The 12,575-nt window shown below is 69.4% G+C and carries 11 protein-coding genes; all 11 read left to right on the forward strand.

Annotated features, from left to right (window positions below; genetic code table 11):
- Window positions 1-3 precede the first annotated feature (3 nt).
- The 11 genes from ABD907_RS09190 (at window position 4) to ABD907_RS09240 (ending at window position 12,569) form a co-directional block, all read left to right on the forward strand.
- Window positions 4-354, forward strand: coding sequence for a protein-tyrosine phosphatase family protein (locus tag ABD907_RS09190; protein WP_345215951.1), 351 nt, complete (start codon window positions 4-6; stop codon window positions 352-354).
- Between the two features lie 158 nt (window positions 355-512).
- Complete coding sequence (locus tag ABD907_RS09195) at window positions 513-1,868, forward strand: extracellular solute-binding protein (protein WP_345215952.1); 1,356 nt, start codon at window positions 513-515, stop codon at window positions 1,866-1,868.
- Between the two features lie 16 nt (window positions 1,869-1,884).
- On the forward strand, window positions 1,885-2,826 hold the full coding sequence (locus tag ABD907_RS09200) for a carbohydrate ABC transporter permease (RefSeq protein ID WP_345215953.1): 942 nt from the start codon (window positions 1,885-1,887) through the stop codon (window positions 2,824-2,826).
- Window positions 2,823-3,725, forward strand: coding sequence for a carbohydrate ABC transporter permease (locus ABD907_RS09205; RefSeq protein WP_345215954.1), 903 nt, complete (start codon window positions 2,823-2,825; stop codon window positions 3,723-3,725). The genes ABD907_RS09200 and ABD907_RS09205 overlap by 4 nt, the downstream gene beginning before the upstream one ends.
- A 42-nt stretch (window positions 3,726-3,767) precedes the next feature.
- Entirely contained in the window at window positions 3,768-5,276 is a 1,509-nt protein-coding gene (gene arfA, locus ABD907_RS09210) for an arabinosylfuranosidase ArfA (RefSeq protein WP_345215955.1), read from the forward strand.
- 78 nt (window positions 5,277-5,354) lie between these two features.
- Window positions 5,355-6,359, forward strand: coding sequence for a LacI family DNA-binding transcriptional regulator (locus tag ABD907_RS09215; protein WP_345215956.1), 1,005 nt, complete (start codon window positions 5,355-5,357; stop codon window positions 6,357-6,359).
- Between the two features lie 152 nt (window positions 6,360-6,511).
- Window positions 6,512-8,002: a trigger factor gene (tig, locus tag ABD907_RS09220; RefSeq protein ID WP_345215957.1), complete on the forward strand. Its 1,491-nt coding sequence runs from the start codon at window positions 6,512-6,514 to the stop codon at window positions 8,000-8,002.
- A 502-nt stretch (window positions 8,003-8,504) separates the two neighbouring features.
- Window positions 8,505-9,137: an ATP-dependent Clp protease proteolytic subunit gene (locus tag ABD907_RS09225; RefSeq protein ID WP_345215958.1), complete on the forward strand. Its 633-nt coding sequence runs from the start codon at window positions 8,505-8,507 to the stop codon at window positions 9,135-9,137.
- A 41-nt stretch (window positions 9,138-9,178) separates the two neighbouring features.
- Complete coding sequence (locus ABD907_RS09230; protein WP_425555745.1) at window positions 9,179-9,868, forward strand: ATP-dependent Clp protease proteolytic subunit; 690 nt, start codon at window positions 9,179-9,181, stop codon at window positions 9,866-9,868.
- Window positions 9,869-9,979: 111 nt separating this feature from the next.
- The gene (clpX, locus tag ABD907_RS09235) at window positions 9,980-11,254 is read left to right on the forward strand and encodes an ATP-dependent Clp protease ATP-binding subunit ClpX (RefSeq protein WP_345215959.1); all 1,275 of its coding nucleotides are present in this window, start codon (window positions 9,980-9,982) and stop codon (window positions 11,252-11,254) included.
- Between the two features lie 91 nt (window positions 11,255-11,345).
- A complete protein-coding gene (locus tag ABD907_RS09240; protein WP_345215960.1) occupies window positions 11,346-12,569 on the forward strand; it encodes a baeRF2 domain-containing protein in 1,224 nt (407 codons plus the stop codon).
- Window positions 12,570-12,575 lie beyond the last annotated feature (6 nt).

Raw genomic sequence — 12,575 nt, forward strand, 5'->3', positions numbered from 1 at the left:
CGCGTGAGCACCTGGGTGGACGGGCCGGGCGTGGTCGAGCTTCCCGACGGACGCCGCGTCCGCGGGAACGGGATCCGGAGACCGCGCGGTGGTGCCACCTCGCCCGACCACGCCGTCTACCTGCTCGCCCGCGATCCCGGACCCCGGGCGTGGTCGTACCGCTGGGTGCGTTGGCGGGACTTCTCCGTGCCGGCCTCGACGGATGACGCGCTCGCCGCCCTGGCGGAGGCATACGCGCGCGCCGCCGTCGAGCGGGTGGAGGTCGCCTGCGGAGGCGGGGTCGGCCGGACCGGTACCGCCATCGCCGCGCTCGCCGTGCTCGGCGGGGTGTCGCGTGACAATGCGGTCGACTAGGTCCGGGTCCGCTACCACCCCAGGGCCGTGGAGACGCGGCGCCAGCGGCGCTGGATCGCCGAGCTGCCGGCCGGACGCCGTTGACCCGGTGTCTACATCGATGTAGATTCCCGGCCAAGACCGCAGCGGAGCGGTTTCAAGCTGACGAAGGGGTCGCCATGGATGCACGCGAATCTCGGCTCGTCACCTCCGGCGCACGTGCCGCGCCAGGGGTATCGAGACGCAACTTCCTGCTCGGTGTGGGCGCCATGGGCAGCGCCGCCGCGCTGGGGCTCACGAGCTGCGGCACCCCGCTCGCGGGCGCCTCCGAGCAGACGGACGTGGCCTTCTGGCACCTGCTCACCGGACCAGACGGCCAGATCCTGACCACCATGCTCCAGCAGTTCATGTCCGAGAACCCGAACATCGCCGTGGACCAGACGGCACTGGAGTGGGGAGCGCCGTACTACACCAAGCTCGCCATGGCCTCCGTCGGCGGCCGCGCGCCGGACCTCGCGGTCATGCACGTGACCCGGCTGTACGGGTACGCGCCGGGCGGTCTGCTGGACACCTGGGATCTCGACCTGCTCGAAGAGCTCGGCGTCGGGGCGGACCAGTTTCCCGAGCGTGTTTGGGACAAGGGCTTGTACAGCGGCGAACTCAAGGCCGTCAACCTCGACATGCACCCGTTCGTCCTCTACTTCAACACCGAGGTCGCCGAGCAGATCGGTCAGCTCGGCGAGGACAACATGCTGACGGGCATCGACACCCCGGAGGGATTCAAGGAGACCGCCCGGGCCATGGCGGAGGTCACCGGCCGGCACGGCCTGGCGTACGGGTTCCTGAACGACCCCAGCAACATGTGGCGGATGTTCTACACCTGGTACCGGCAGATGGCGCCGGCGATCGAGCTGCCCGAGGGCGGGCCGATGGTCATCGACAAGGACGCGGCCCTCCGGACGCTCGAGTGGATCGTCTCCCTCCTCGACGACGAGATCGCCTCCTCCAGCAACGACGGCGGGACGGCCATCGCGGAGTTCGCCACGGGTGATGCGGGGATGTTCATGGGTGGCGTCTGGGAGATCGCCAGCTACCGCGACCAGGGCCTGCCCTTCAGCATGCAGATGATCCCGGCACTCTTCGGCGATCCGGTCGCGTACTGCGACTCGCACTCCTTCGTGCTGCCGCACCAGAGCACCCCCGACCCGGAGCAGCGGCGCGCCGTCCACGAGCTGATCGCCGGCCTCCTGCAGCGCTCCCTGCAGTGGGCCGAGGCCGGCCACATCCCGGTCTACCTTCCGGTGCTGGAGAGCGACGAGTACGCGGAGCTGGAGCCCCAGTCGAACTACGCCGAGGCCGCCAACTACGCGGTGTACGACCCGGAGGCCTACTTCACCGGCTCCGGAGCGGACTTCCACAACTACTTCGGCGAGAACCTCCAGGGCGTCTACACCGGTGCGGTCCCGCCCGAGCGCGGCCTGCAGGGGTTCATCGACCAGATCAACCAGCTGCTCGCCAAGCCGAGCCCGCTCTGAGGCGGAAGGGACTTCGATGACTACCACCACCGAACCGCGCGGGCCCCTGCCCGCCGACCTGGACGAGGGCACGCAGGCCCGTCGCCGCCGCAACCCGGACGCCGTCCGCGGGTGGCTCTACATGGCCCCCTTCGTGATCGTCTTCGGCCTCTTCCTGGTCTGGCCGACCGTCTCGGGGCTCTGGATGAGCTTCACGGGACAGAGCCTGACCGGCGCCAACGACGGGTTCATCGGGCTCGACAACTACGCCGAGGCACTCGCGGACCCGCAGGTGTGGAGCTCGTTCTGGAACACCGTCGAGTTCACCGTGCTGAGCACGATCCCGCTCGTGATCGTGGCGCTCCTCTTTGCCGTGATCGTCAACAGCGGCGTCAAGGGTCAGTGGCTGTGGCGGCTCTCGATCTTCATGCCGTACCTCCTGGCCTCCACGGTCGTGTCACAGATCTGGGTGTGGCTGTACAACCCGCAGCTCGGCCTGGTGAACGAGGCCGTCCGGATCCTCGGGCTCGACGCGATCCCGTGGCTGCAGGACCCGGACACCGCCATGCTCTCGGTGGTCATCACGACGGTGTGGTGGACCATCGGGTTCAACTTCCTGCTGTACCTCTCGGCGCTGCAGGCCATCCCCGATCAGCTCTACGAGGCGGCGTCGCTGGACGGCGCTGGGATCTGGCGCAAGTTCTGGTCCATCACCGTCCCGCAGCTTGGGCCCACGACCGTGCTGGTGCTGATCCTGCAGATCCTGGCCTCGCTCAAGGTCTTCGACCAGTTCTATCAGATGACCGGCGGCGGGCCGGCGGGCACCACCCGGCCGATCCTGCAGTACGTCTACGAGGCGGGCTTCACCGGCTACCGGCTCGGCTACGCGGCAGCGATCTCCTACCTGTTCTTCGCACTCATCATCGCGCTGTCGCTCGTGTACGTGTTCGTGAACAACCGTAGAGGAGCCCGTCAATGAGTACCGCCGCCGCTCCAGTAACGTCCACGCCGGCCGAGCGCGTCGCGATCGCCGGCCCGGCACAGAACAAGAGGAAGGTGCGGCCGGCCACCGTCGTGGCGTACGTGCTGCTCTCCATCATCGCGATCACCTGGCTGATGCCGGTGCTCTGGGCCACGCTCACCGCGTTCAAGCCCGAGACGGAGGCGGCCGGCCTGCCCGTCACGATCGTTCCGGAGAGCGGGTTCACCACCGGGGCGTTCGAGGACGTGCTCGCGGCCGGCCTCGTGCCGCGCTGGGCGTTCAACAGCCTGCTGACCGCCTCGGCGACGACGTTCATCACGCTGGTGGTCAGCTCGCTGGCCGGCTACGCCCTGTCCCGGATGAACTTCCCAGGTAAGAACGTGTCCCTGGGCGTGATCGTCGCCTCGATCCTCATCCCGGCGCAGATCATCATCGTCCCGCTGTTCGAGCAGATGGTCGACTTCAACATGCTCGACACGTACTGGGCGATCATCCTCCCGCAGGTGGTGGCCGCGCCGATGGTGTTCATCCTCAAGAGGTTCTTCGACGCCATCCCGCGCGACCTGGAGGAGGCGGCGATGATCGACGGAGCGAGCAGGATGCGCATCTTCCTGCAGATCATCCTGCCGCTCTCCCGCCCGATCCTGGCGGCGGTCGCGATCTTCGTGTTCATCCAGACGTGGAACAACTTCCTCTGGCCGTTCATCGCCATCACCGACCCGGAGATCATGACCCTGCCGGTCGGGCTGCAGACGGTCATCTCGGCCTACGGCATCCAGTACGCCCAGGTCATGGCGCAGGCCGTGCTCGCCGCCCTCCCGCTGATCGTCGCGTTCATCTTCTTCCAGCGGCAGATCATCAAGGGCATCGCCACGTCCGGCATCACCGGCACCTGAGCTGCACCACCGAACGCACTGACCCCACCACGAAGGAGAAACATGCTCACAGCCTCAGTCGTCCTCGACCGCGCGTTCGTGGTGGGGCCGGTGCGTCCGCGCACGTTCGGCACGTTCGTCGAGCACCTGGGCCGGTCCGTCTACACCGGGATCTACGAGCCGGACCACCCGGCCGCGGACGAGGACGGGCTGCGCACGGACGTGCTCGACCTGGTGCGCGAGTTGGGCACGACCACCGTGCGGTACCCGGGCGGTAACTTCGTCTCGGGCTACCGCTGGGAGGACGGCGTCGGACCGGTCGAGCAACGGCCGGCACGGCTCGACCTGGCATGGCACTCGACCGACCCGAACACCTTCGGTGTCGACGAGTTCATGGCCTGGGCGGCGAAGGCCGGTGTGGAGCCGATGATGGCGATCAACCTCGGCACGCGCGGGGTCCAGGAGGCCATCGACCTGCTCGAGTACTGCAACGTCCCCGGCGGCTCGTACCACGCCGACCTGCGCCGCTCCAACGGGTCCGCGGACCCGTACCGGATCAAGATGTGGTGCCTCGGCAACGAGATGGACGGCCCCTGGCAGATCGGTCACAAGACGGCCGAGGAGTACGGCCGGGTGGCCGCCGAGGCCGCACGGGCGATGCGGATGATCGACCCGGACCTCGAGCTCGTCGCGTGCGGGTCCTCCAACTCCCGGATGCCCACCTTCGGCGAGTGGGAGGCGACCGTGCTGCAGGAGACCTACGAGCACGTCGACCTCATCAGTGCCCACGCCTACTACTACGAGGACGACGGCGACCTTTCGAGCTTCCTTGCCAGCGCCACGGACATGGACTACTTCGTCGACTCCGTCGCGGCCACCGCGGACTACGTCCGGGCCGCTCGGAAGCAGTCAAAGCGGATCCACATCTCCTTCGACGAGTGGAACGTCTGGTACCAGGGCCGCGCCGAGTCCCGTCCGCCGTCGGGAGACGACTGGCCGGTCGCCCCGGTGCTGCTGGAGGACAAGTACAACGTGGCCGACGCCGTCGTGGTCGGGAACCTGCTGATCTCGCTGCTGCGGCACACCGACCGGGTGCACGCCGCCAGCCTGGCCCAGCTGGTCAACGTCATCGCCCCGATCATGACGGAGCCGGGCGGTCGGGCGTGGCGCCAGACGACGTTCCATCCCTTCGCACTGACCGCCAGGCACGCGAAGGGCGAGGTGCTGCGCCCGGCCGTGTCCGCGCCGCGGGTGGAGACGACCAGGTTCGGGGATGTGCCTGCCGTCGACCTCGTAGCCACCCGCGACGAGGAGACCGGCGAGGCGGCGCTCTTCGTGGTGAACCGGTCGGTGTCCGAGCCGATCGACCTGAGCGTCGACGTGCGCTCGCTCGGCTCCGAGCGGGTGCTCGAGGCCACCACGCTGAGCAACCCCGACCACACCTGGCAGGCCGACGCCGACGACGCCACGTCCGTGCTGCCGCGCACGAACGAGTCCGCCACCTTGTCCGACGGCGCGCTGAGCGTGGAGCTTCCGCCGGTTTCCTGGTCGATGGTGCGGCTGTCATCCTGATCGCTTGTCGGGCGTCCGAGGGGGCAGGGCGCCGCCGACCGATCAGGAACCGGGGCCCCGCTGAGGAGACGAGCGCCCGTGGCCGCCACGATGCAGGACGTCGCACAGCTCGCGGGCGTCTCGGTGAAGACGGTCTCGAACGTCGTCAACGACTACCCGTACGTGCGCACCGAGACCCGCGAGCGGGTGATGTCGGCGATCGCGGATCTCGGCTACCAGATCAACGCCTCCGCGCGGAACCTGCGCCGCGGCCGCACCGGAATGATCGGCCTGGCGCTGCCGATGCTGTCGCTGCCGTATTTCGCCGAGCTCGCCGAGTCGGTCATCACGGCGGCCGAGGAGCGGGGCCTGGTGGTCATCATCGAGCAGACCGGCTCCGACCGCCGTCGTGAACTCGACGCGCTGCACGGGGCGCGCCGCGCGATGACCGACGGGCTCATCTACTCCCCGCTCGCCCTCGGCGCGGAGGACGAGGAGCTGCTGCCCACCTCGTCGCCCCTCGTGCTCCTCGGCGAGCGGATCTTCTCCGACCGCGTCGACCACGTCACCATGCGAAACGTCGAGGCGGCCAAGGCCGCCACCGAGTACCTCCTCGGGATCGGCCGACGGCGGATCGCCGTCGTCGGTGTGCACCCCGGGGAGGTCGTCGGCTCGGCCGGGCTGCGGCTCCAGGGGTACGAGGAGGCGCTTGCCGAGGCGGGGATCGAGCGTGACCCGGCACTGTACGGTGCGGTCGGTCCGTGGGGCCGCGCCAATGGTGCGCAGGCGATCGGGACGATGCTCGACGCCGGAACCGTGCCCGACGCGGTCTTCGGCCTCAACGACACCCTCGCCCTCGGCGCCATGCACGAGATGCAGGTCAGGGGTCTGCGGGTGCCCGAGGATGTGGCGGTCATCGGCTTCGACGACATCGAGGAGGCGCAGTACTCCACGCCGACGCTGTCCTCCGCCCACTTCGACCGGGACGAGGTGGCCCGCACGGCCCTGCAGCTGCTCGAGGCCCGGTTCGCGGCACGCGTCCCACCAGAGCCGCGACGCGTCGCGACCGAGTTCCGGATCGTCGAGCGCGGCTCCACGGGCTGAGTGCCAGACGGCGGGTGCCGGTACGGTGAGGAACATCGCGGGGCCCACCGAGTCTTCCGGTGTGCCGCGGGCGGACGCCGTGCCCTAGAATTGGTCGGTCTCTGCGCGTCGTCTGACGTCGCCGCGCCCCCTGAACCCTGGAGTGCACCGCAGTGAAGAGCGCCGTCGAGAACCTTGAGCCGACCCGGGTCAAGCTGACCGTGGAGGTGGAGTACGACGAGCTCAAGCCGAGCCTCGACCATGCCTACTCCCACATCGGCCAGCAGGTGAACGTCCCCGGCTTCCGTAAGGGAAAGGTGCCGCCCCGCGTGCTCGAGCAGCGTGTCGGCCGCGCCGCCATCATCGAACACGCCGTGAACGAGGCCGTGCCGGACCTGTACAACCAGGCCCTGGTCGAGTCGTCGGTGCGGCCGATGGGCCAGCCCAGCATCAACGTCACCGAGGTGCCCAACCTCACCGGTGCCGCCGGTGGCCAGCTGGTGTTCGAGGCCGAGGTCGATGTCCGCCCGGAGATCGAGGTGCCGGATCTGTCGGGCCTCGAGCTCTCGGTGGACGGCGCCGAGGTGACCGACGCCGACGTCGACGCGAAGCTCGACGAGCTGCGCGAGCGTTTCGGCACCCTCACCGGCGTGGACCGCCCGGCGCAGGAGGGCGACTTCGTCGTCATGGACCTCTCCGCCAAGATCGGCGAGGAAGAGGTCGACTCCGTCTCCGGCATCTCGTACCAGGTGGGTGCGGGGACCATGATCGACGGGCTCGACGACGCTCTCACCGGGATGAACGCCGGGGAGACCAACACCTTCACCGGTCCGCTCGCCGGCGGCGAGCATTCCGGCGAGGAGGCGGAGATCACCATCACCCCGTCGGCCGTGAAGGTGCGCGACCTCCCGGAGGCGGACGACGACTTCGCTCAGATGGCGTCCGAGTTCGACACCATCGACGAGCTTCGCGCCGATCTGCGTACGCAGGCCGCGAGCGACAAGGAGTCCGAGCAGGCCGTGCAGGCCCGTGACGCGCTGCTGGTGAAGCTGCGCGGCGACGTCGAGATCCCCGTGCCCTCCGGCGTCGTGGAGGCCGAGATCAACCGGCACCTCGAGTCCGAGGGCAAAGAGGCGGGCGATCCCCACGGCGAGGAGATCCGCGAGGAGGTCACGGGCCTGGTCCGTGACCAGATGCTGCTCGACACGCTCGTCGAGAAGTTGTCCGTCCAGGTGACGCAGAACGAGTTGCTCGAGTACCTCGTGCAGAGCGCGCAGCAGTACGGGATGGAGCCGAACCAGTTCATCCAGGCGGCGTCCCAGGCCAATCAGATCCAGGCGTTCATGGGTGAGATCGCCCGGAACAAGGCGCTCGCCGTCGCGCTGCGCCAGGTCGAGGTCACCGACGAGGCCGGCAACACGCTGGACCTGAAGGAGTACATCGGCTCGGACGAGGAGGACGAGGCGGCCGCGCAGGAGGCGGCGGCGGCCCAGGCCGCGCAGGCGGCCGCCGCGGTGGACGAGGCCCGGCCCGACTCCGACGACAGTCCCGAGAGCGCCGACAGTCCGGACAGCCCCGAGAGCCCGGACAGCCCCGAGTCGGCCGACAGCGCCGAGTCGGCCGCCAGTGCCGACGAGGCCGGCAAGGACGAGAGCACCAAGTAGCACGACCGTCACGACGAGGGCCCGGCACCTGCCTCGGTGCCGGGCTCTCGCGCGTGCCAGCGCAAACACGCGTCGGTGCTCGCCGGCGATGATCCGGGCAGGCGATGACCCTGTCAGCGGCCGCGGCCTGGACGCTCACGAGGCAGTCGCCGGTCGTGCCGGTCGCTGGCGGGATTCTGGCAGCCGTGCCGGGGTAGCGGTGGGCCTTTGGCAGGAGATCCCTTCAGTTGTCCCGCCGCCGGCTTGGGTGAACGCTCGTCGACGCTCGCGAGCCGCACGGCGTGACTCACGAGGGCGTCCTCCCCGCGGTGCCGGGACCGGACCCTGCGGGGACTCGGATCAGGGTCGGGCAAGGGGTCCCTCCTCGTGCGCCGTGAGCGAAAAGAACCCGCTCGGGGGAAGGTCGCCCGCGCCACAGCGTTAGTGTCGGCGGGACGCACGATCACCCAGACGCACGATCACCGGCCGCAAGACCGTGGCCCCGGGGCCCGGCAGAAGGAGCATGCACGTGAGCGATCAGATGCCGCAGGCGAAGACCGACATCGCCGGCATGAACCTGACCGACAACATCTACAACCGGCTCCTGCGCGAGCGGATCATCTGGCTGGGCTCCGAGGTGCGTGACGACAACGCCAACGCGATCTGCGCCCAGATGATGCTCCTCGCCGCCGAGGACCCGGACAAGGACATCTTCCTGTACGTCAACTCCCCGGGCGGTTCGATCACCGCGGGCATGGCGATCTACGACACGATGCAGTTCGTCCAGCCGGACGTCGCGACGGTGGCCATGGGCATGGCCGCGTCGATGGGCCAGTTCCTGCTCTCGTCCGGGGCCCCGGGCAAGCGCTACGCCACGCCGCACGCCCGGGTCATGATGCACCAGCCCTCCGGCGGGATCGGTGGCACCGCCACGGACATCCGCATCCACGCCGACCTCATCCTGCACATGAAGCGTGTGCTGGCGGAGCTGACGGCCGAGCAGACCGGCAAGACCGTGGAGCAGATCAACAAGGACGCCGACCGCGACCGTTGGTTCACCGCAGCCGAGGCCCTTGAGTACGGCTTCGTCGACCGCGTCGTCGAGCACGCCGCGTCGGTGCCCGGTGGCGCCGGCACCAACGAGGACCAGCAGTGACCCGGCCTGGCCGCGACCACCACCCCACAGGAGAGCCACAGATGAACTTCGACTACCCCCAGGCCGGTGCCGGCAGCCAGATGCGCCCCGGCGGAACCGCGCCCGCGGCGCCCTCGTCCCGCTACGTCCTGCCGCAGTTCGAGGAGCGCACCGCCTACGGGTACAAGCGCCAGGACCCGTACACCAAGCTGTTCGAGGACCGCATCATCTTCCTCGGCGTGCAGGTGGACGACGCCTCCGCGGACGACATCATGGCGCAGCTGCTGGTCCTGGAGAGCAATGACCCGGACGGCCTCATCACGATGTACATCAACTCGCCCGGCGGCTCGTTCACGGCCATGACCGCGATCTACGACACGATGAGCTACATCAAGCCGCAGATCCAGACGGTGTGCCTCGGCCAGGCCGCCTCGGCGGCCGCCGTGCTGCTCGCCGCCGGCTCGCCCGGCAAGCGGCTCGCGCTGCCGAACGCCCGGGTGATGATCCACCAGCCGTCGCTCGAGGGCGGCGGCTACGCGCAGGCCTCGGACATCGAGATCTACGCGGACGAGGTGCTGCGGATGCGTACCTGGCTGGAGGAGACGCTCGCCCGCCACTCCGACACGCCGGTGGATCAGGTTCGTGAGGACATCGAGCGCGACAAGATGCTGACGGCCGAGCAGGCCCGTGACTACGGGCTCGTGGACCAGGTGCTGGAGTCCCGCAAGACCCCGGTACTCACCGAGGCCTGACTCGCCGAGCTGAGAAGCAGGACAGGACCACGCCTCTTGGTGTGGAATGGGGATCGTCCGTCGGAACTTCCGTCGGGCCGAATGTGAGATGCGAGACGGTGGTGGAGCTCGGTGGCGCGAAGTGAGGGAGCGGACCTGCTCAAGTGCTCGTTCTGCGGAAAGAGCCAGAAGCAGGTCAAGAAGCTCATCGCAGGGCCGGGGGTGTACATCTGCGACGAGTGCATCGACCTGTGCAACGAGATCATCGACGAGGAGCTGGCCGAGGCCAGCGAGCTCGGTCTCGTCGACCTGCCCAAACCCCGCGAGATCTACGACTTCCTCGAGGAGTACATCGTCGGCCAGGTCCCGGCGAAGCGATCCCTCGCCGTCGCCGTGTACAACCACTACAAGCGCGTCCAGGCCCGGGAGTCCGGCGGACAGGACGAGACCGGCGTCGAGATCGCGAAGTCGAACATCCTGATGCTGGGGCCGACGGGTACCGGCAAGACGTACCTGGCTCAGACGCTGGCGCGGATGCTGAACGTGCCCTTCGCGATCGCCGACGCGACGGCCCTGACCGAGGCCGGCTACGTCGGCGAGGACGTGGAGAACATCCTCCTCAAGCTCATCCAGGCCGCCGATTTCGACGTCAAGAAGGCCGAGAAGGGCATCATCTACATCGACGAGATCGACAAGGTGGCCCGCAAGAGCGAAAACCCGTCGATCACGCGTGACGTCTCCGGCGAGGGCGTCCAGCAGGCGCTGCTGAAGATCATCGAGGGCACGCAGGCGTCGGTGCCGCCCCAGGGCGGACGCAAGCACCCGCACCAGGAGTTCCTGCAGATCGACACCTCGAACGTGCTGTTCATCGTCGCGGGTGCGTTCGCCGGCCTGGAGGAGATCATCTCCGCCCGCTCCGGACGCCGCGGCATCGGCTTCGGTGCGCCGCTGCGCTCCGCCGACGCCGACACGGACCTGTTCTCGGAGGTCCGGCCCGAGGATCTGCACAAGTTCGGCCTCATCCCCGAGTTCGTCGGCCGGCTGCCCGTCGTGGCCACGGTGTCCACGCTCGACCAGGACGCGCTGGTCCGGATCCTGACCGAGCCGCGCAACGCCCTGGTCAAGCAGTACCAGCGGATGTTCGAGATCGACGGTGTCGAGCTCGAGTTCACCGACGACGCCCTCGAGGCCATCGCCGACCAGGCGCTGCTGCGGGGGACCGGTGCCCGCGGCCTGCGCGCCATCATGGAGGAGGTCCTGCGCGAGGTGATGTTCGACGTGCCGTCGCGCGACGACGTCGCACGTGTGGTCGTCAACCGCGAGGTCGTCCTCGAGAACGTCAACCCGACCCTGGTGCCGCGGGAGAAGGCCAGCAAGCGGCGCACTCCTCGCGAGAAGTCGGCCTAGCCGCTGAGGCGGCGGCCCGCCCGACGTGGCGGACCGCCGCCCGGCAGGGCACCCTGGACGGACGACGCAGTCCGACCGATAGAGGTGTCTGATGCATCTGGACCGGATCACATCCGACCTGCCCGCCGACGTTCCCCTCGTCACCGTCGTCATGGACGCCACCCGGGAGTCCGAGACGGGGAACCAGGCGGTGCTCACTCGCTGGAAGGACCTCCGGCGGACGCTGGACGGGCAGATCGACGACACCACCCTCGAGGCCCTCGGCGAACGGGTCCGCACGATCTCCAACGCGGCGGGCAAGCACGGCCGCGTGCTCGTCGGGGCACGCGGCGAGGTGCTCCTCGACTGCGTCCTGGGCGCGCCACCGGCCGCCGACGAGGCCGTCGTCGGGCTCAACGCCTTCGCGCTGGCCCGGACCGCGGATGAGCACGTGCGTTACCTCCTGGCCGCCGTGGACCGGTCCGGCACCGACGTCACGTTCCACATCTCCGCCACCGCCTCGACCGCGGGTGACGGCGGGGAGTCGTACGAGGGCGGCCACGACGAGCTCAGCAAGGTCAATACGGGCGGCTGGTCGCACCGGCGCTACGCGGCGCGGGCCGAGGACTCCTGGGAACGCAACGCCGAGGCCGTCGCCGGCGAGCTCGACCGGCTCGTCGCCGAGCACCGGCCCGAGCTGCTCGTCCTTACCGGTGACGTGCGTGCCCGCTCGCTGGTGGCCGAAGAGCTCGGTCACGCGTCCAAGGAGCTCCTCATCCCCGTGGAGGGCGGCTCACGCTCGGCCGGCGCGAAGCCGGAGGCCTTCCAGGCGCACCTCGCCGAGATCCTCCAGCAGTTCCGACTGCGCCGCCGTGAGCGGGTCCTCGACACCTTCCGCGAGGTGCGCGGCCAGGACGGCGCCGTGGTCACCGGCCGCGACGGCGTTCTCGACGTGCTGCGGCGCGGTCAGGTGGCGGAGCTGATCATCACCGAGTCGGTGGCCGGGCCGCCCTCGGCGCTGCGCGACAGCACGCTGTGGGCCGGGGACGAGCCGCTTCAGATCGGTGCGCACGTCGACGTCGTGGAGATGGGTGCCTCGGCGCCGCACGAGGTCCGTGCCGACCTGGCCCTGGGACGAGCCGCGCTGGCGCAGGGCGCCGGGATCACGGTGGTCGACGACGCTGCGTTCGAGCAGCCCGACGGGATCGGGGCGCTGCTGCGGTGGAACGACGCCGCCACCCCGGACGAGCACGCGTTCGCGCTGAGCGGCGACCCGCACCGGGAGGGCCGCAGCCGCGTGGGCCGGACCCAGGACATCGACACGCCACGGCGGTAGGGAGTT

It is taken from the genome of Georgenia halophila (genome assembly GCF_039541595.1).